Genomic DNA, 18,952 nt, shown 5'->3' with positions numbered 1-18,952 from the left:
CGCCGGACTTGGCTGCGCGGGCGGGACAACATCCACAAGCGCTACCTGATCCACGTCGCCGGCTACAATCTCGGCCTGATCATGCGCCTGCTGACCGGTGCCGGAACTCCCAGGGCGTTCCAGGACAGGCTCTCCGCCTGCCTCGCCGCCGTCATCCTGCCGAACGGCTCTCCGATGATGCTGCTGATCGTCGTCGCCGGCGATCAGACCCCCGCCATCGCCATCAGCTTGGAGCCAGACCCTCTCGACTGAACGACCACTTCTTCAACGGGCTGATAGAGCAACCGAGCTATCCGTGTCGTCCCAGACTTCGATTCCAGATGCACCTGCCTCAGGTCGATCACGGTGATGCGCCAGCCGCCGATGGTGTGACCTACCGCAGCCACGGTTACTCCAACGCCAACATCGGCCAGAAGCGCGAGCCGGTCGGCCCCGTTGACAATGATACCGATCAGCTGCGGCACCGCAGCGACCTCCGGTTCAGCAGGAATCGGTTGCGCTGCTGCCCCCTGCGGCAGCGAAGCAGCGGGCATCGGCTCGTGGCTCGGCGGCCGGACGGGGCGCCGTCCAGGCTCGAAGACGGGCCGCTCGCGAAGCATCATGGGATCGATGCTCCGCCGGGAGGCACCGTCCTCGATCGGCAAGGCGGGACGCGGCTGCGGTGGCGGCGATGTCCCCGCCTCGGCTGGGGCGAGCGGCGGGGGTGCCATGGTCGCGAAGAGGCCAGCCACCCCGACATTGGCCAGAACCAGAATCGCAAGAACGGCCAGATGAGCGCCCGCTGTCATCGGGGCGGGCTCCCGAGATAGGCGACAACATCAGAGCGTATCCGCACCGGCGCTGCCGCCTCGCCACGCCGCATCCCGCCATCAGCAACCCGCAGTTCGACATTGTCCAGGAACACCACCGGCGACCGAGCTCGTCTGAGCGCAAGGAGCAGGTCACCGATGCGGTGCGCCGGAGCTACCGCCTCGAAGCGGATCGCCGCTCGGGTCAATGTCCCGTCAGGTTGGGCTGGCAAGGCGAGGATTGTGAACAACTGACCATCGGACCGCGCAACAACGTCCCTGACCAATGTCTGCAGCACGGCGGTTGCCTGGCCCGGCTGCTCTTCAACGATCAGCCCCGGCACGTCGAGCCAGACTGACCTATTCTTCTCCGTCAACTCCTCGAGCTGTGGAACTGCCGCAGCGCGCTCTGCAAGCCTGTCGCGTATTGCGATGAGCGCCGCCAGGCGATCCTCCGCTCGGTGCGATCGCTCGACGAGTGGCTCAATGGCCAACAGCCATAGGAACAGAAATGGCAGACTGCCAACCGCCAGCGCCAACAGTGGATCAAGCCAGCGGTGCCGCGAGATAGACCATGTCATGGCTCTGCCGCGCTCCGGATGCGGCCCGAAACCTCAAAACGCTCGCCTGTATCGCCGGGCCCGCGTGTTACTGGCGCAGCGTACTCGACATCCCGCAGTATCTCGGAACGACCGAGCCGCAGCAGCACTGCAGCGGCACTCGGAGCCACGCCGGCGGCACGCACCCGCTCCCCGGACAGGCTCAGGACCGTAATCCACTCATCGTCCGTGAGCATGGCGGTGAGCTCGGCAAGAACGTCAATCTCGCCAAGCCTAGTCCTCCGACTCTCAAGTCTGGTGATCTCGGTCGAGCGAACCGCCAGCTCTTCCCGAAGCTGCTCACCTCGCAGCACTGTCCGCCGCAGCGCCGCGACTTCTCCCTCGAGCGTGCGTGCCTGGTCCTCCCGCATTGCCACCCACGACGTCGCCGTGGTCCACAACAGCAGTACCAACACGGCACCCGCCGTCGCGTGCGCCATCAGCCAGCGTGATGACGCCGAGGATGATCGCAGCATGCGCAACGGATCTCGGTTCGTCGTGCCCAGGCCAAGTCGAAGCTGCCACACGGGCAGGCTCCATTCCCTCAGCTCACCCAGCCACCGATCAATGGTCGCACGCGTGACCAGCGCGTACTCAACGGTGATCGAGTGGTCGTAATCCGCCTCACTGACCACGCAGCAATCGTAGACGACCTGATCGACACTGAAGGGGGTCAGGCGCTCGATCTCATGTCGCATCACCTGAGCAAGCCGGCTCTGGGCGCTTCGAGGCAGCGTGGTTCGCCCCACGAGGTAGTCGTCCGCCGGGATCGAGAGGAGGATTGGCCGTCGACTGGATACCAGCCTCTGCAGATAGCTGGCCGGCAGGGATGTCAGCGGAGTCCCTGTACGTCCCTCGCCCATCTCCTCGCGATGTCGACGTGCCGAAACCGTGCCGATCAGGCACCAGCCATCGGCTGTATACTGCAACTCGATCGGCTGCGATGCCGTTTCTATCCGTCGTCGGACCGATGCCGGCAGAAGAAGAGCGAGCGACGCCAGCCACCACGCGGCGACTGCATCGATGCGCGACGAGGCCAACGACCACGCCCGCCCTGCACCCAGTGCGGTCATCTCATGTTCCTCGACAGCGTCGCGTGAGCGGATCGATCGCACAGAGGCTGTCAGCGCTCGCGCGCGGTGCCGCGGTCAATGAAAGACGGCGAACACGTCCACCATCTTCGAACATGATGTCCAGACGAACCAGCTTCGGTAACGTTGCTTGCCCTGACCACGAATCCGACCACTGGGCCTCTGGTTGTCCATCCCGGCGGCCGAGATAGCTGAATCGGATCATCCGAACTCCGTCGAGGAGTTCAACGGCCGGTAGCGTTGCAGCCGCGGCGGCGCCTCGCCCGCTGTCGAGTTCCGGCCGCCATCGCATGATGAGCGCATCGGCATTCGGGCCACCGAGCCCCACCCAAACCCGTTGCCGACCACCGCCAAGGGCATAGGCAGGAATGGTGGTCAGCGTCGCGAAACCGATTGCCTCACCGTGGAACACGACCGTGTATCGGCCGGGGCGTCCGCCTTCAGGGTCCGGCGATGCCGCCTCGATCACCGATCGCATCAGCCGCATCGTGGATCGCCAAGCGTCCGCCCGCTCCGTCTGTGCAGTGGCCGATCGGGCGAACTGCAAGGATCCGTGGAGCGCTTCCTGAAGGCTGATCGTCAGCAGAGCGATCACCGCAATAGCCACCAAGGCCTCAGTCGTGGACAAGCCGCGTTCTCGGTCGCGTGCATGCCTGGGCCGACGTGCTGCAGTCGCCACCATCACTCGCTCGCTGGCACGAGGCGCGCAGAGTGGAAGATGTGCTGCCGCCGCCCAGAGGTATCGGTGATCGTCACCCTGATCCCGAGGAGACGATACGGACTGGCGGACGTGGGACGGCGCAGATCGTCCAACTCCAGTTGCCATCGCAGGCCGTCCGGAGTCGTGCCCCGGCGGCCAGGACCGGCCTTCCAGCGGTCCGCATCGCCGGTCTCTATCAACGATGCCGCCAGTTGCGCGACACGCGCCTCCGCGTCGGCCTGCATCAGGCGCCGCGAGCTGCCGGCAAGCAGATCCAAGCTCGCCTGTGCGGCAACAGCACCAATCGCCACGGCGACCAGCGCTTCCACGAGAGAAATCCCCGCTTCCCAAGTGCGTCCGGTCACTGCCTCAGCACCTGTACTCGCCCGGTGACCGGTTCGATTGCGATGGCGCGCTGCTGCTGTCCGACGCTGATAACGACGCTTCCCCCGCTGGAGGACCCATCAGGGAAGAACGTCACCACCGGCACGTCGTCCCTGTCTGCACCGCTCTGATGCAAGGCTGCGGACAAGCGCTGCCGGGACGTGCCGGCCATCGGCGATGGCATAAACGTTGCGCCCGTTGGAACCGGCTGGGACAGCGGCTGGCCTCGCATGATCGCTTCATTCCGCATCGCCCGAAGTACGACGGCAATCGCCTGTGCTCTCGCATCGGCTTCGACGCCCTCCGGGCGTCGCCAGGAGAATGACGCGGCAAGCGACGCGAGGAGAGACGCGATCGCCAGCGTCACCAGCGCCTCGCCAATGGTGAAGCCTTCCTCGCCACTTCTGTTACCAGTTGCCGACATCTCGATTCTCGCCCTCGCCCGCCGGCGCCTTGTCGGCACCGAGAGTGAAGATGTCGAAGTCGCTGCGCTCGCCAGGAATGCGGTACTGGTACGGCGTGCCCCACGGATCGATCAGGCTGCTCTGCCGGCGGATATACGGGCCGTTCCACCCCTCCACGCCACCGGGGCGGACGACCAGCGCCTGAAGACCTTCGCTTGCCGTCGGATAACGGCCGACATCAATCCGAAACAGCTCGACGCTGCTCGTCAACGTCTCCACCTGAACACGCGCGGTATCCGTCCGTGCCTTGCCGAGATGACGCGTCACCGCAGGCACGGCAACCGATGCGATCAGCCCGATGATCGCCAGAACAACCAGTACCTCAGGCAAGGTAATGCCTGCCTCACGGTGCCTCCGCACAGGTGGGCGCCTGCGGGGTGGAACACCGGACCACAGCACCCTGCGAACCCAGCTCATTGGATCGCCTCGTTCAGGCTGAGGAGCGCCGAGAAGACCGACGTGACTGCGACGGCGATCACGACCCCGATCACCAATGTCAGAACCGGCACCAGGAGCGCGGTGAAGCGCTCGGTCATGTGCTGCAACCGCTCATCCAAGAGATCTGCCGCCCGCAGCAGCATCTCCGAGAGCCGACCGGTCTCCTCGCCAACCCGCACGAGGTGGATCACGAGCGGCGGACATAGCCCCGTCTCCTGGAGCGTGCCGGCCAGGCCCCGGCCTTCCTTGACCTTGGTCTGGACGTGCCGCAGGGCAGCTTGAAGCGTCGGGCTGCCCACAGCCTCGGCCGCAATGCCGATGGCCGCCGGCAGCGGAATGCCGTTGCCATGCAGCATCGCCAGCAGACGGCAGTATTGCGCGGCAGCCGCTTCACGCAGAAACGGCCCGACTGCCGGCGCGCGCAGCAGGCGCCCATCAATCCAGAGACGGCTGGCCGGCTGCCGTATCACGACCACCAGCGCGGTCCCCGCCACAAAGGCTCCGAGAAGGAGGGTCAACCAGTGGTTCGTCAGCAGATCGCCGATCGAAAACAGCACCTCTGCACTGACGGTCAATTGTACGCCAGCCTCCGCCAGCATGGGGCGGAACTGCGGCAGCACGGTCGTCGTGATGAAGCCGAGCGACAGCCCGGCCATGACGATGAGCAGTGACGGATAGAGCAAGGATGACAGGATCTTCTGCCGAGCCGAGTCTGCCCGCTTCCGGTCCTCCCCGAGCCGCTTCAGTGCCTGGCCAAGATGGCCCGATCGTTCGCCCGCCTCGACGACGCTCCGATAAGCGGCATCGAAGATGGTGCCGTGCGCTGCCAACGCGCGCGCCAGCGTGCTGCCACCGCGCACACGCTCCAGCACATCCCGCAGGACGCGGGCCAACGGGCCACGTCCCCTGGCCTCCAGCGCGAGATGCAGGCTGCGATCGAGCGGCAAGCCAGCCGCCACCAGTGATCCGAGCTCCTGGGTCAGAATGGCGATGTCGCGACGGCGGACGTCGCGGCCGAGGCGCATCTCCCGCCGCAGGAACTCCGCCAGCCACCCCCTCTCGGCCGGCCTGATCTCGAGCGGATAACTGCCGCGCGCCTGCAACTGCCGGGCCGCATCCCGGTCGCTCGCCGCCTCCAGCTCACCGCGCAGCCTCGACCCGTCCGGCGCGAGCGCACGATAGGCGTAGCGCCCCATCCCTAGTCCGCCCGGGCAACGCGCAACACTTCCTCGATGGTCGTCAGCCCACCGAGGACCTTGCGCACACCGTCCTGGTAGAGTGTCGTCATGCCGCCATCCACGGCAGCGCGGCGCAGCGTGTCCGCATCAGGCTTGCGCATGATGAGCCGACGCAGCGGCTCGGTCATCATCAGCACCTCGGTCAGCGCCAAGCGGCCCCGGTATCCGGTCCCTCGGCAGTGTGGACACCCCACGGCCCGGTACAGCACCACCTCGTCGGCGGCATCGGCTGCACTGGCGAGATGCCGGCCACATTCCTCGCTCGGCGTGAACGGCTCGCGACAGGCAGGGCACAGCCGACGCACCAGGCGCTGCGCAACAACGCCGATTACCGTTGCCGTCAGCAGATAGTCCTCGATCCCCATGTCCATCAGCCGTGTCATCGAGCTGACGGCATCGTTCGTGTGCAGCGTCGACAGCACGCGCCGGCCAATCAGGGCTGAGCGCACTGCAATCCGCGCCGTCTCGAGATCACGGATCTCGCCGACCATCATCACGTCCAGGTCGTGGCGCAGCAGCGAACGCAGCGCGTCGGCGAAGTCGAAGCCAATCTCGGGATTGACCTGGCTCTGCGTGATGCCGGCGATCCGGTACTCGACCGGATCCTCGACCGTGACGATCTTGATCCCCGGCCGGCGCAGCCGCTCGATCGCAGCATAAAGCGTCGTCGTCTTGCCGCTGCCGACCGGACCCGTGACCAGGATGATCCCCTCCGGCCGCTCCAGCATCGAGAGGAAAGTCCGGAGCGGCTCGCCATCGAAGCCGAGCGCCGCGAAGTCGAGCTGCACCACCTCGCGGTTGAGAATGCGCAGAACGACCGACTCGCCCTCGACCGTCGGCATGATCGAGACGCGCACATCCACATCCCGGCCGCGCACGGCCAGGCCCAGCCGGCCGTCCTGCGGCAGGCGCCGTTCCGCGACATCCAGCCGCGCCATGATCTTGATGCGCGACACGATGGCCGCATGCAGCGCGCGCGGCGCCTGTTCGATCTCCTGCAGCACCCCGTCCAGCCGCATGCGGAGCCGCACGCTGTCAGCGCCTGGCTCGATATGGATGTCCGACGCGCCAGCCTCCACGGCCTGCACCAGCCACCGGTTGACCAGACGGATCACCGGCGCGTCCGACGCGAGATCGCGCAGCCGTTCTGCGTCTTCCGCCTGGTGCTGGGAGTCAGCGGCGACGCCGCGATCGTCTGCCGACGGTGCCGGCGCGTAGAGCAGATCGAGCATACGCTCGACATCGCTCGGCGCGGCGACCCGGCGGAACACCGGCCGGCGCAGCTTGGCGCGCACGGCACGCAAGGAGAATTCGTCGTCCGGATGCGCCATCGCCAGGACGACGCCGTCGCGGCTCTCGGCGATCGGCAGCAGGCGGGCGTGGCGCAGGAAGCGTTCCGGCAGCTCCGCCGTCAGCAGCGGTGCAGACGGCGCGTCGGCAAGGGTCGCGCGATCGAGACCAAATGCCTCGGCGTAGGTCTCGACCAGATCCGCTTCGGAGACGAGCCCGAGGCGGGTGAGCACGAGATCGAGCCGCTCGCGCGTCTCGGCGCTGACCGTCCGGGCGCGCGCAAGCGCCGCGGGAGTGAGCACGCCCTTGGCAACGAGGAGAGCGGCGATCCCGGCGCCGGATGGAGAGGAAGGCAGGGCCGCACCGTCGCTGTGCTCGTGCTGCGTCATGTCCTGAAACACGCGGCCTGCCTCATGGTCGTCGACCAAAACGGTCTTTCCAATGACGGAAGTGTAGGAAGCGGCAACGGCTGGGCGCAAGTCGAAGATTGCGGCGACGCGCAGACGCACAGTGGTATGCGAAGCGTGTGCTGCCGTCACAGCGGCGGCACGGGCAGGCCGGCGAGCTGCATGCCGACGACGATCGCGGTGGCGGCGCAGAGGCCGGGGCCGAACGGGATCTCAGGATCGGCCGGTTCGGTGGTGCCGGCACGGCGGCGCAGCAGCGCGCGGATCGGCAGAGCGAGCAGAGTGAGCGTGGCGGCGAGGAAGAACAGCGTCGGCAGCGCCGGCGCGCCGACCCAGATGCCGGCAGCGGCGGCGAACTTCACGTCGCCCAGGCCGAGCGCCTCGCGGCCGGCGAAGCGCAGGAACACAAAGCGGATCAGGTAGAGGGAGGCGGCCCCCGTGAGAGCGCCCAGCAGAAGATCGAACGGAGACAGGATTGGTGGGTCGGGAAGGGCATGGAAGGTCAACCCAAGGGAACCCAGCGCGAGGTTGCCAATATCGGGCAGAAGACGAGACTGCAGGTCAATGAAGCACTGGATCAACAACAAAGAAAGAGAGAAAGCAACAATATAAAGTTCAACACTATGGTACAACAAAAAGTAATGTAAAAACTCTGAAATAAAAATAGCGCGATCAGAAAAATTTTCAATACTCATGTGATTAAATGTGGTTATGGACAAATGCGGAAAACATCGAAGTGCATGTCGACAGCGCAAATATATACATCAATTTCTCTGACATGGTAAAATTTCTAATGCTGTAGTTCGTTATGCCGGGGAATAACAAAACTGGATCCGCTATAGTGATAATCTTTCCAAGTTTCTTCGACATGAAGGAGATCTCTGCACCTCCCGGGCCTCTGGGTCGAAACTTTCCTTTCGACACGGCCAAGTGAACAAAAATCTCCTCACTCCCAGTCGGCGCATCGAAAACGTAAAATGGAAAGCTTCTGCCTGCTTGTGGGTCAATTTTGACCAACCCCGCGCGAGACGTCACATCAAAGAAGATCTTCCGCCTGCGTGCTTCGCTGAGTGCCTCGAATGAATCGCGCGACTGGCCGATACCCGCGAGAAGCGTCGAAATCTCGTGTGACCTGTTAACAAAGAATGTGGCATGAAATTCTTTGTAGTCTTTAAATGAGATAAGTTGATGCTGAAGGGAATTGCCAGCAGCGTATCTGATATAAGCTGGGTGAAGAAGATAGCGTCGATACTCTTCGCTTTCGTCCATCCATGGCCAATGCCCAGCTTTGTGCCGCGTGGCCAGATCATCGAGAATGGGGGATCTGTACGCGAGTTTCAGTGTGTCGCGGACCGTCCATGTCCACGGACGTTCATACGAAGACAGCATCTCCTTGCAAACCTCAACAAAGAACGCCTCGATATCGACCAGATCGGCGTCGGCCGGCGTCGTCCGCCGAAGATAGTCAAGAAGGAGCTTCAGCCCAGCAATCCCTCGTTCAGCCACTCCATGCCATACTGCTGGCAGTCGCTCGACTGCTTTCAGCAGACTGGCCCGCCAAACAGTGTCCACGCGCGCATCCTCGTAGCCCTTAGACACAGCCAGCTCCCTAGTTCGCACCTCGCCACCGCGGGATCCCGGGTCGAAGCCCGAAACCTGGTGATGCCCCGCGGAAGACCGGACCAACCCTCTCCATCCACGACCTTTCGTGGGTCATTTGCTGATAAGTGATGAGCCCTCTACCCCTATTCTCGAAGATAAAGTAATTGCCAAGCGGGCTACGCACAGCAGATGATGAAGTTCCTACCACAAGAGTGCCTAAGTTACCGCCTGGTGTCAAGTTTAGCAGGTTTCTGTAGAACTCTATCTGTAGCCTGCCAGATATATGTCCTGTTATAGTATCCGGCTTGAGTTCCCAGAAAGCGCGAGCGCTGGGATCATAGGCATCCAGCCTCACGTATGAACGGATGGATTCGATCTGGAAGTCCTCTTTCTTGAATCTGATCTCGGACTCCAAGTTCTGCCCAACAACAAAATCTGCAAACGCCTCGTGTGCATCACGACCAAGTCTGGTATAAATGCTCTCCGCATTGAACAGGTGCACGAACGCGGCGGTGGCCGCGCCGTTCTGGAACTTGCCGCCGCCGATCACCGACGCGGTGCCGCCGACCACGGCCGCCGCCGCCGTGCGCGCAGCCACCTTGTCAACGCTCGTGCCCTTCAGCACATCGATCTCGGCGGCGAGGCTGCCGGCCGCATGCGCGAACGACGCGGCCAGGAACGCCGCCCCGAACTCGCCGCCCCGCGCCTCGGCGAGCGCGCCCTGCGCGACGCCATGCAGCAGCGCTTTGCCGAGCACCGCCTCCAGGCCTTGGCCGAAGAAGCCTATGTTGCCTATTCCCAACGTGAGGCCAGCCGACACGGCGCCGAAGAAGGCACCTCGCAGTCCATCGGTCAGCCCACCGGAGACGACAGCCGTGACCCCTGCCGCTTCCCACGAGATCAGATCGAAACCGATGATCCCGCCGGTGATCCAAGCGGTAGCGATGCCGACCGCCAGCGCGGCGATCGGGTTCCGCTGGAAGAACTTCTGCACGCCGCTGAAGATGCGGCTGAAGAACTTGGCGATGCTCTTGAAGAAGTACCCGCTCGGGTCGGTATAGGCGAGCGGGTTGTTGAGCACATAGGCGTAGCGGTTCAACGCCTGCAGGTTCAGCGGATCCTGCACGAACGGGTCCGGCGACAGGAAGCGCGCCAGGATCGGGTCATAGACCCGCCCGTTCATGTGGATCAGCCGCACCTCCTCGAGGAGCTCGTGCCCGGTGTAGTCGCGGTTCGAGGCCGAGACGATGCTGTGCGTCGGATCGTCCTCTCCGGTCACGAACCGGCGCTTGCCCCAGACGTCATACCCCTTGCGCGTGCCGCTGATCTGGCCCTGCCAGTCGAGCAGGGTCGTGGTCGAGCCCAGATGGTCCTTCAGCATCCAGAGCGCCTGCAACACCCCGGGCGCGTTGCTCGACTCGGTCACCAGCGCCACCATCTCCCCGCCGAACACCAGGAAGCTGGTCGCCGTCACCACGCCCGAGGCGATCTCCTCGCGCCGCTCGAACCTGTTGCCCCCGAAACCCTCGACGTGATGGGTGTGGGCGACGCCCGTCAGGGTCTCGCGGACGCGCTGCCGCTCGGGACCATAGAGCCAGCTCAGCTGCTGCCCGCCCAGGCTGATGGTCGCGGGCATGTTGAAGCTGGTCCAGGTGAGCTGCCGGCCGGCACCCCACAGCATGTTGCCGTCGGCGTCATAGCCGAACGTCGTGGTCATCGCGAAGGGCGCAGGTGCAGGCGCAGCTGCGATCGTCGTCACCCCATGCGGGCGGGCTGCTCCCGCCAGCGGGTAGGAGTAGGTGCCGACATCCGAGCGCGCCGTCAGGTTGCCGATCGCGTCGTAGCCGAAGGTACGCGTGAGCACCTGTCCGCCAACCGTGGTCGTGCTCACTCCGGTCAGCCGGTTCAGGGTGTCGTAGGAGAAGCTCTCCGCCATCGTCGCCGTGGTCGTGCCGACCACGGGGTAGGTCGTACTGCGGTTCGCGAGATTGCCGAACCCGTCCCAGGCATAGGCATGACGCTCGATCAGCGTCTCGGTACCGGGCCCCATGGTTTCCAACTGCAGCAGCCTGCCGGTCGCCTGGTCCCACACCCGCGCGGTGCGCACCGCGTTCGGTGCCCAAACCATCTCGCTCTGCAGCATCCGGCCGGCCGCATCGCGGCTGAGCGTGCGCGCAAACACCGCCCCGTCCGAGGCGCGTTCCAGCCGCTCCTCGAAGCCGAGTGCGGTGTAGACGTAGCGCACGGTCAGTCCCGCCGAGCCGGTCGCGATCCCCGGGAAGGTGACGGTGTCCACGCGCCCGTTGGCGTCGTAGGTCGCCGCGAAGGTCGAGGTGACACCGTTGATGGTGGTGGCGATGCTGCTCGGCCGACCCAGCGCGTCGTAGGTGTAGGTCCGGCTGTAGAGCGAGGCGGTCGCGCTCGCCAACTGCCCGACGCCCTTGGTCGCCGTGTCGTAGGTCCAGCTCGCGCTCTCGCCCGGGATGTTGTTTGCGCTCGGCGCGCTACGCGTCAGCATCCGACCCAGCTTGTCATAGGTCATGGTGGTGATGCGGCCGCGCGCGTTCGTCTCTGTCAGCACCTCGCCGAACGCGTTGTAGGTGAAGCTGCGCGCGCCGAGATTGGGATCGTTCAATGCCGTCCGTCGGCCGCGGATGTCGTAAGTCGCGGTGCTCTGGTTGCCGACCGGATCCACCGTGCGGATCAGGTTGCCGAACGGATCGTACTCGAAGGTGACCGCCTGGTTCAGCGCATCGCGCGTCTCCACCACCTGGCCGACGGCGTTGCGGATCGTGGTGCGGCTCCGCGTCTCCGTCCCGGCGATCGCCGTATCGACCTGTACCAGGCCGTTGTACGTGACCTGCGCCTTGGTCCCGTCCGGCCGGAGCTCCTCGACAACCCGGCCAAGGGCGTCATAGGTGTAGGTGACCCAGCGTTCGGTCGGATCGCCGGCAAAGCGCGGCAGCGACTTGCGCGCCACCCGCCCGTGCGCGTCGTACTCCGTGCGCAGCACGACCACGCTGCCGTCGAAGCCCTGCGTCTCCTGCTGGATCTCACGCTCGAGCGTGTCGAAGTAGGTCTTGACCCAAGGGCCGTTCTGCACGCCGCCGGCGTTCTGCGGCGTGGTCACGATCACGTAGGCCGCCCCACTCGGGCAGCTTGCGGTCCCACCGGCCACGCCACTGCAGTAGAGATACTGCGTGGCAATACGATTGCCGTCAGGGCGCGTCTCCAGCGTACGCCGGCCAAAGCCGTCGTAGCTGAAGCTCGTCGTCAGGTTGTTCGGATCGGTGACCGAAACCGGCACGCCGAAACGTGCATCCCAGGTCCGGCTCTCGGCGTGACCCAGCGCATTCGCCGCGCTGGTCGCGAACCGACCCGTGGGATCAAACCCGGTGGTCGTGGTGCGCTGGTCCGCGCCGAGGTTGCTGCCAAGTCGCACCTCGGTGCGGTTGCCGAACCCGTCATGCACATAGGTAGTGGTGAGCTCGATGCCGTTGCCACCACCCGGCTGCACCGTCTCCTGCGTCAGGATGCCGGTGGTCGGGTGATACCCAAAGCTGGAAGCACGCGTCGCCGTGGCCGCCCAGCTTGAGCTGGTGCAGGCAAGGCCTGCGAGACCGACCGCAATGCCAAGAAGGCAGCACCGCAACGACCGCGCGGAAGTGTCGCGCGCGACGAGAGCCCGATCCTCAGCTATCATCACGGCCTCCCGTCAATTCGGCGTCGTTGATTGCACGACCGACTGCGTCAATCGGCCGAGGATCCAATTCGCCGCATCGTTGCTGTAGGTATTCGTGGTCTCGCGCGTCCAGACGTTACCGCCCGCGCTGGTCTGCACCGTCACCTTCGTCGCATTGCCGAAGAAGGCAGTCGTCGGCTCGTTGTACTCAGTGGTCGTGGTCACCGTCGGCATCGCCGCCCCGTTCAGGTCCCACGCCTCCTCGACAGACTGTCGCAAATACGGGAAATACCGGCGCCCGGCGTAGGTCTGGCAGCTGGTCGGTGTCGCGCCGGCGAAGTCGAAGCAGCCATAGGTGTTGGTGACACGCGAGATCACCTGCGTCACCTGGCCTGCCGCGTTCAGCACCTGCCGCTCGATCAGCACGGGGCTGCCGGTGAACGGGAAGTCCTGCGAGTACTCCGTGCGCACCCGCAGGTTGGACACCTCGAATAACCTGCTCATCGAGCGCTACTGAGGGGCGTTGATGGCCCGTTGCGCGCGGACCGGCCATTTTCGAACGGCTGATGTGGCTCGCCGGCGTTGGCTGCGCGCCTCTTTCGGCGCCAGGACCGATCAAGCGGGCGCAGTTCTCCCCTCGATCCAGACCAGCCGGTGCATATTGTAGGTGAGGTTGGCGAGCGTGATCCGCGCGGTGGCGCGGGCCAGGCCGATCGAGCGCACGACCAGTCCCATGCGGCGCTTCTGGGCGGCGAAGACGTGCTCGACCAGGCTGCGCACGCGCGCGCGGGTGGCATTGCCGCGGGCGACGTGCGCCGGCATCGGCCGTCCGCGCGGCTTGGCGCGCTGGAACTGCGGCGCCAGGCCGCGCCGTTCCAGCAGGGCGATGTTGGCCTTGCTGCGATAGGCGACGTCTCCCCAGACGCCACTGCCAGTGTTCTCCGGGTCCAGCACGGCGCCAAGCTGGCTGCCGTCGTGGCGTGCGGCATGGGTGACGGTGAAGCGGCGGATGAAGCCGTGCCCGCGATCGATGCCGAGGTGGTTCTTGTAGCCGAACACCGGCACCGTGATCTCGGCAGCGCGGCGCTCAACGCCGTCCGAGGGTGACGGCTTGCGGCCGCGCTTGATGGTCCAGCGTCCATCGCGGTCGATCTGGCGCTCCCGCGCCTTCGACCACCTCTCCGGCGTGCCGCCCTCGCGCAGCGTGCGCTTCTCCTCCCGTGTCAGCCGCGGCCGGCGCGCTTCCACGACCGTCGCGTCGACGATCTGCCCGCCCATCGCCAGATAGCCGCGCTCGGCCAGCAGCGCATCGAACCGCGCGAACAGCCGCGCCAGCGCGCCCGCCCGCGTCAGATGCTCGCGATACAGCCAGAGCGTCTTGGCGTCGGGGACCGGATCGTGCAGTGCCAGGCCCACGAAGCGCATGAAGCTCAGCCGGTCGCGCAGCTGGTACTCGGTCTGCTCGTCCGAAAGCGTGTACAGCGCCTGAAGCACCAGGACCCTGAACATCAGAACCGCGTCGTAGGGCGGGCGCCCGCCGCGGCTGCGGTCGGCGCGCGGCAAGGCTGCTTCAAGCTCGGCGCGGAACAGCTCGAAATCCACCACCGCGCGCAGCCGCTCCAGCGGATCGCCGGCCGCTGACAGAGCGCGAAGCCGCTCATCCGCATCGAAGAAACCCGCCTGACCCGCCATCGCCGCCCCCTTCGCCGAGAAGATCAGCGAATCACCCCAAACCGAGCCGACGCCAGCGGTTTTTCGAAGTGTCCGGTTGGTCTCCACCTGCAGGGCCTCAACCCAGCGGAATCCCTTCATGCCGCGGCCGGTCGCCTCACCGCGCAACTCGCCATAGTTGTACCGGATGGTTGTCACGCCACCGATGCCATTGGATACCGCTGTTTGGCGCACCACAGCCAACGGCAAACGCAGATCCACATGCGGATACAGTGAGCCGCTGCCCTTCGTGTATACTGGTGCTTGCCCAGCGGGCGGTACCTGCGAAAGCGTCTCGTAACTGACGGTTCGGCTTGCCCCCAATCCGCTGCTGATCGAAGCGATCAGGTCCGGCAACGGCAGGCTGGCGCTGCGTGTCGTGTACACACCGTCGGAGCCGAAGCCGACGATGTCAGGGCGGCCGTCTCCGTCCACATCCGCCAAACGACGCGGGTGGCTCGCCCACCCCTGCAGCGCTCCATATTGATTGATCCAGGTCTGAACAGCGCCGAATCCGTAACCAGTTGAAAAACTGTACCTGACACCATAGTCAGTGAATGTAACGAGATCCGCCAAGCCATCTCCGTTGATGTCCATCAAATACGCAGCGTTGATGCCGTTGGATGCCCCGCCATATCCGCCATGCGGGAATGAACCGAGCAAAGCAAGACCACCATTCCCGTCACCAAGAAATCCAGATGCTGTTGTTCCATATTCTGTGTAAAGCGTCTGTCCGCTCTCGTTGTACTCGTAGTATCTCTGAACATCGAAGTACATGGCATCAGCTCGCCCATCCCCGTTAATGTCGCCGAGTAGGGGTGGATCAAGAAGACCGTGGGGCCAATAAGTAGAAGTACTGCACCCTACAGAAATCGGTGCATTCCTGATAACAGAGAATGCTGATGCAACAGTTTTCTTTATCGATGGGGCAGAGCCTCCTGAAAGATACTTAGAGTCTGTCTCGAATCTCATGCGGAACGCGCGATGCGTCGTAGCAGGAGCATGACGGAGGCGGCGTAGAGGAAGGCATTGGCGGAGGCGATGGTGGCCTCGAAGTTTTTGGCCAGTCTCCGGTTTCGGCCGATCCATGCGAAGAAGCGCTCGACCACCCAGCGGCGTGCGTGGACGGCGAAACCGACCTGCCCCTTCGGCTTGCGCACGATCTCGACGCGGATGGCCGTCGCGCTGGCGACCCGGTCCCCGGCATAGCCGCTGTCCATGAAGGCGAGGCGCACGAAGGGCCAGCGGCGGCGCGAGAGGCGCATCAGCGGCGGCCCGCCGTCACGGTCCTGGATGTCGGCCGGATGGTTGTCGAGCGTCAGCCCGCGCCCGTCGGTATCCACCATGACGTGGCGCTTGCGGCCCTTCACCTTCTTGCCGGCGTCGTAGCCGCGCGGCCCGCCGCTCTCGGTGGTTTTGACGCTCTGGCTATCAATCACTGCCGCGGTCGGGCTGGCCTCGCGCCCCGCCCGCTCGCGGTCGCGCATGACCAAGTGATGGTTCATGGCCTCCCATACCCCGCCGTCGCGCAGCCGGGCGAACCAGCGATACACCGTCCGCCACGGCGGGAAGCTGTCTGGCAGAAGCCGCCAAGCGCAGCCGGCGCGCAGCACATAGAAGATCGCGTTGGCGATCTCGCGCAGCGGCCAAGCGCGCCGCCGGCCGCATCTGGGCACGCCGGGCAGCAGCGGTTCCAGCAGCCGCCATTCATCGTCCGTCAGATCACTCGCGTAGCGAAGACCCGCGCGGCTATGCTGCGCGCGGGTGGCCGGGGTCCACATCGCGTCGTTCGTCCAAGGTGTCGCAACCCGGTCGAATCACGATGCAGCCCGGCCATCCAGCCCCCACAAGCTCATATCAAAGGCGTTTCGAGACAGGCTCTTATTAAACCAGAATATATCCGGGAGCCCGTCTCCATCGGCATCTGCCAGAAGAGTCGGAGCGCCAATCTCGGTCCAGTTCAGCGTGTAGCTGCAGCCCGAAAAGTTATCACTGCCATCCGGTGGGACGTAGACATGGTGGAAATACTTAACACCCTCCGAATGCCAAGTCTGTGTCGAGCCGAAACTGGCGCCGGTGGAAAGGTTGACAAAAGCGCTCGTGCCAAGCGTCAGCAGATCGGCAAAGCCGTCACCATTCAGGTCCACGAGTTTTGGAAAGTTGCGAGGCGGCGAACCCGGATCTGCGGTCCACGCCGGATGGCCGCTCAGCCAGAGCGTCGCGGCACCAAAGCCGCTGCCTGTCCCGAGCGCCACATAGACATTGCCGGCCTTGAAGCCCACAATGTCCGGCAATCCATCCGCGTTGACATCCGCGAGCATGCGGGGATGACTGTCGCGCCCCAGGTAACCGTCGTTGGTGCCGAAGCCAGTGTGCCAGCGCGCAGGTGTAAAGAAACCCCCACCGTTCGAGAACGCAATCCAGACACCATTCGCAGCAAAGCGCACCACGTCGACTCGACCGTCGCCGTTCACATCGGCCAGGGTTCGTGGGTATAGAGCGTCGTTCTGCCAGTCAGCAGCGCTTGCACCGGCGAAGTCGCTCGCAGCAAGGCGACGCCCGTAATCGCCCGAGGCCATCCAGGCGGCAGTGTCGCTGTAGCCGAACGTGGTTGCCGGCAGGCAAATCGGCGTCGGTGTCGTCCCGTCGCAGCGCTGAATCTGCGTGACCCGTGAGCGCGCTGTCACTGGGCCGTAGCCGTAGGTCAACCGATACTCTGCAACCAGCGTACCGTTCGGCGCCGGATCATTCAGATAGGTGCCAATCTTGCTAAGCCGGCGGTTGCCTGCGGGCGCCGTATCGGTCCGCGTCTCGTACGTGAACCGTACCGAAAGTGGCGCTGCCGTTACTCCTTGGCTAGGATTCGTCGTGTAGTCGATCCTGGCCGGGCGCGCCGAGCCGCTCTCCTCGGTGTAGGTGATCGTCATCGTGTTGCCGTGCCGATCACTCACCTTCGACAGCGCCCAGATGCGTGCCTCCGGCTTCCCTGGCGCTTCGATGCGAGAGTCTGTCGTCGTACCGTACTCCATGATCAGCCCAGACTTCGTGCGCACGGTGAACGACGCTGGGCCGCTGCCGGCCATCGTCGTCGATGCCTTCACCTCTGCGAATGTCTCGAGTTCCGTCCGGTACTGCGTCCCGGCGGCACCGTAACTGCCTCCCGCGACGACGATCAGCCGCTGGCCGTCCAGGCAGAAGCGGTCATTCGCGTTGAGATTGACCGAACCTCGCACCCCGTCCTGCGCGATCGTACGGGGACAACGCGCAATCTCCGACAATCCTACCAGCGACCAGCTGACCTGCCCCCTGCCTGATCCCTCGATTTGGGTGAGAGTCCGTCCCCAGCAGGAGATGGACGATGAAGAAGAGCAGGTTCAGCGAGGCCCAGATGATTGGGGTGCTGCGGGAGCAGGAGGCTGGTGCGGCGACGGAGGATGTCTGTCGCCGGCACGGCATCAGCCAGCAGACGTTCTACCGTTGGAAATCGAAGTACGGGGGCATGGAGGTATCGGACGCGCAGAAGCTGAAGGCGCTGGAGGACGAGAACCGGCGTCTGAAGAAGCTGCTGGCGGAATCGATGCTGGATGTCTCGGCGTTGAAGGACCTGCTGGGAAAAAACTGAGGACGCCCGCGGCACGCCGGGCTGCGGCGCTGCGCCTGATGGCGGAGCGCGGGTATTCGCAGCGGCGTGCCTGCGGGCTGCTCGAGGTTGACCCCAAGACGGTGCGGCGGGAGCCGGTGCCGGGCGATGGCGAACTGCGTGCTCGGCTGCGCGAACTCGCGGCCGAGCGTCGGCGGTTCGGCTATCGGCGGCTGGGTATTCTGCTGCGGCGCGAGGGCGTGGCGATGAACAAGAAGAAGCTCTACCGGATCTACCGTGAAGAGGGTCTGTCGGTTCGTCGCCGCCGTGGCCGCAAGCGGGCGACGGGCACCCGCGCGCCGTTGGCCTTGGCGCAGGGACCGAACCAGCGCTGGTCGCTGGACTTTGTTTCCGATGCGCTGAGCTGGGGCCGTCGCATCCGCATTCTGTGCATCGTCGACGACTTCACACGCGAGGGCCTGGCGCTGGTGGTGGACACCTCGATCAGCGGGCGACGCCTGGTGCGCGAGTTGGAAGCGCTGATCGTCCATCGTGGGCGCCCCGCGGTGATCGTCAGCGACAACGGCACGGAGATGACCTGCCGCGCTGTGCTCGAATGGTGCAACCGCAACGGCGTGGCGTGGCACTACATCGCGCCCGGCAAGCCGCAGCAGAACGGGTTCGTGGAATCCTTCAACGGCAAGCTGCGGGACGAGTGCCTGAACGAGGAGGTCTTTGCCAACCTGGCCGAGGCCCGAACTGTCATCGAACGCTGGCGGCTGGACTACAACCTGAACCGGCCACACTCGGCGCATGGCGGGCTGACCCCGGATGCCGCACGCCGCCGCCACGCGGAAGCGGCCGGGCGGCTGCGCTACCTCGACGGCTCCGCCGCCCGGCCGCTCCAGCCAGCACAGATTTTCGGCTACAACCCCGGCGGGCTCTCACAATGAACGCGGGACCAACGGGGGGCAGGTCA

Annotated in this window: 18 protein-coding genes and 1 pseudogene; 2 read left to right on the top strand and 17 right to left on the bottom strand. The window is 65.0% G+C overall.

The window, feature by feature from the left end:
* Window positions 1–252: hypothetical protein (locus tag F563_RS25205; RefSeq protein ID WP_026299764.1), on the top strand; the 252-nt coding region annotated here is incomplete at its 5' end.
* On the opposite strand, the gene F563_RS25005 is transcribed toward F563_RS25205, so the two are convergent.
* The 17 genes and pseudogenes from F563_RS25005 to F563_RS24590 all read right to left on the bottom strand — a co-directional run bounded on the left by F563_RS25005 (window position 204) and on the right by F563_RS24590 (window position 17,626).
* Window positions 204–788, bottom strand: coding sequence for a hypothetical protein (locus F563_RS25005; RefSeq protein WP_156825301.1), 585 nt, complete (start codon window positions 786–788; stop codon window positions 204–206). The two genes, F563_RS25205 and F563_RS25005, sit on opposite strands and share 49 nt — an antisense overlap.
* Window positions 785–1,369, bottom strand: coding sequence for a type II secretion system protein GspM (gspM, locus tag F563_RS0120590; protein WP_019016584.1), 585 nt, complete (start codon window positions 1,367–1,369; stop codon window positions 785–787). Before gspM ends, F563_RS25005 begins: the two co-directional genes overlap by 4 nt.
* Window positions 1,366–2,460 carry a PilN domain-containing protein gene (locus F563_RS0120585; RefSeq protein ID WP_156825300.1) on the bottom strand — a complete coding sequence of 365 codons (1,095 nt, stop codon included), beginning with the start codon at window positions 2,458–2,460 and terminating at the stop codon, window positions 1,366–1,368. Before F563_RS0120585 ends, gspM begins: the two co-directional genes overlap by 4 nt.
* Window position 2,461: 1 nt before the next feature.
* On the bottom strand, window positions 2,462–3,085 hold the full coding sequence (locus F563_RS25000; protein WP_162140609.1) for a type II secretion system protein GspJ: 624 nt from the start codon (window positions 3,083–3,085) through the stop codon (window positions 2,462–2,464).
* A 74-nt stretch (window positions 3,086–3,159) separates the two neighbouring features.
* Entirely contained in the window at window positions 3,160–3,507 is a 348-nt protein-coding gene (locus F563_RS25200) for a hypothetical protein (RefSeq protein ID WP_019016582.1), read from the bottom strand.
* Between the two features lie 32 nt (window positions 3,508–3,539).
* Window positions 3,540–3,986 (bottom strand): GspH/FimT family pseudopilin, encoded by a 447-nt coding sequence (locus F563_RS0120575; RefSeq protein WP_084596758.1) that lies wholly within the window; start codon window positions 3,984–3,986, stop codon window positions 3,540–3,542.
* Window positions 3,970–4,443 (bottom strand): type II secretion system major pseudopilin GspG, encoded by a 474-nt coding sequence (gene gspG / locus F563_RS0120570; protein ID WP_084596756.1) that lies wholly within the window; start codon window positions 4,441–4,443, stop codon window positions 3,970–3,972. Before gspG ends, F563_RS0120575 begins: the two co-directional genes overlap by 17 nt.
* A complete protein-coding gene (locus F563_RS0120565; RefSeq protein WP_019016579.1) occupies window positions 4,440–5,660 on the bottom strand; it encodes a type II secretion system F family protein in 1,221 nt (406 codons plus the stop codon). The genes gspG and F563_RS0120565 overlap by 4 nt, the downstream gene beginning before the upstream one ends.
* Before the next feature lie 2 nt (window positions 5,661–5,662).
* Window positions 5,663–7,501 carry a GspE/PulE family protein gene (locus F563_RS0120560; protein ID WP_245557181.1) on the bottom strand — a complete coding sequence of 613 codons (1,839 nt, stop codon included), beginning with the start codon at window positions 7,499–7,501 and terminating at the stop codon, window positions 5,663–5,665.
* Between the two features lie 26 nt (window positions 7,502–7,527).
* Window positions 7,528–8,094: a prepilin peptidase gene (locus tag F563_RS24210; RefSeq protein WP_084596753.1), complete on the bottom strand. Its 567-nt coding sequence runs from the start codon at window positions 8,092–8,094 to the stop codon at window positions 7,528–7,530.
* Window positions 8,095–8,098: 4 nt separating this feature from the next.
* The gene (locus tag F563_RS24995; RefSeq protein WP_156825298.1) at window positions 8,099–8,998 is read right to left on the bottom strand and encodes a hypothetical protein; all 900 of its coding nucleotides are present in this window, start codon (window positions 8,996–8,998) and stop codon (window positions 8,099–8,101) included.
* Window positions 8,999–9,008: 10 nt separating this feature from the next.
* Complete coding sequence (locus tag F563_RS23585) at window positions 9,009–12,704, bottom strand: RHS repeat domain-containing protein (RefSeq protein WP_084596751.1); 3,696 nt, start codon at window positions 12,702–12,704, stop codon at window positions 9,009–9,011.
* A gap of 12 nt (window positions 12,705–12,716) precedes the next feature.
* Complete coding sequence (locus F563_RS0120545; protein WP_156825297.1) at window positions 12,717–13,187, bottom strand: hypothetical protein; 471 nt, start codon at window positions 13,185–13,187, stop codon at window positions 12,717–12,719.
* Between the two features lie 111 nt (window positions 13,188–13,298).
* Window positions 13,299–14,375 carry an IS5 family transposase gene (locus F563_RS25790; protein WP_026299762.1) on the bottom strand — a complete coding sequence of 359 codons (1,077 nt, stop codon included), beginning with the start codon at window positions 14,373–14,375 and terminating at the stop codon, window positions 13,299–13,301.
* 87 nt (window positions 14,376–14,462) lie between these two features.
* Window positions 14,463–14,990: pseudogene (locus F563_RS25785) on the bottom strand (toxin TcdB middle/N-terminal domain-containing protein); the annotation flags it as partial.
* Between the two features lie 371 nt (window positions 14,991–15,361).
* On the bottom strand, window positions 15,362–16,174 hold the full coding sequence (locus tag F563_RS0120535; RefSeq protein ID WP_019016573.1) for an IS5 family transposase: 813 nt from the start codon (window positions 16,172–16,174) through the stop codon (window positions 15,362–15,364).
* A 36-nt stretch (window positions 16,175–16,210) separates the two neighbouring features.
* On the bottom strand, window positions 16,211–17,626 hold the full coding sequence (locus F563_RS24590; protein ID WP_084596746.1) for an FG-GAP repeat domain-containing protein: 1,416 nt from the start codon (window positions 17,624–17,626) through the stop codon (window positions 16,211–16,213).
* Between the two features lie 125 nt (window positions 17,627–17,751).
* Here F563_RS24590 and F563_RS0120520 point away from each other — a divergent pair.
* A protein-coding gene (locus F563_RS0120520) for an IS3 family transposase (RefSeq protein WP_156825295.1) occupies window positions 17,752–18,926 on the top strand; the annotation gives its coding sequence in 2 pieces (ribosomal slippage) (window positions 17,752–18,010 and window positions 18,010–18,926; 1,176 coding nt in all).
* Window positions 18,927–18,952: the final 26 nt, after the last annotated feature.

This window comes from Elioraea tepidiphila DSM 17972 (assembly GCF_000378465.1).
Lineage (GTDB): Bacteria > Pseudomonadota > Alphaproteobacteria > Acetobacterales > Acetobacteraceae > Elioraea > Elioraea tepidiphila.
Note: the sequence above shows the minus strand (reverse complement) of the source record. Positions and strands in the feature narration are given on the sequence as shown.

Excerpts from the sequence above, each read along its gene's own strand:
- F563_RS25005 (WP_156825301.1), bottom strand. The coding sequence starts at position 788 with ATGACAGCGGGCGCTCATCTGGCCGTTCTTGCGATTCTGGTTCTGGCC.
- gspM (WP_019016584.1), bottom strand. The coding sequence starts at position 1,369 with ATGACATGGTCTATCTCGCGGCACCGCTGGCTTGATCCACTGTTGGCG.
- F563_RS0120585 (WP_156825300.1), bottom strand. The coding sequence starts at position 2,460 with ATGACCGCACTGGGTGCAGGGCGGGCGTGGTCGTTGGCCTCGTCGCGC.
- F563_RS0120575 (WP_084596758.1), bottom strand. The coding sequence starts at position 3,986 with ATGTCGGCAACTGGTAACAGAAGTGGCGAGGAAGGCTTCACCATTGGC.
- gspG (WP_084596756.1), bottom strand. The coding sequence starts at position 4,443 with ATGAGCTGGGTTCGCAGGGTGCTGTGGTCCGGTGTTCCACCCCGCAGG.
- F563_RS0120565 (WP_019016579.1), bottom strand. The coding sequence starts at position 5,660 with ATGGGGCGCTACGCCTATCGTGCGCTCGCGCCGGACGGGTCGAGGCTG.
- F563_RS24210 (WP_084596753.1), bottom strand. The coding sequence starts at position 8,094 with ATGAGTATTGAAAATTTTTCTGATCGCGCTATTTTTATTTCAGAGTTT.
- F563_RS23585 (WP_084596751.1), bottom strand. The coding sequence starts at position 12,704 with ATGATAGCTGAGGATCGGGCTCTCGTCGCGCGCGACACTTCCGCGCGG.
- F563_RS0120545 (WP_156825297.1), bottom strand. The coding sequence starts at position 13,187 with ATGAGCAGGTTATTCGAGGTGTCCAACCTGCGGGTGCGCACGGAGTAC.
- F563_RS25790 (WP_026299762.1), bottom strand. The coding sequence starts at position 14,375 with ATGGCGGGTCAGGCGGGTTTCTTCGATGCGGATGAGCGGCTTCGCGCT.
- F563_RS0120535 (WP_019016573.1), bottom strand. The coding sequence starts at position 16,174 with ATGTGGACCCCGGCCACCCGCGCGCAGCATAGCCGCGCGGGTCTTCGC.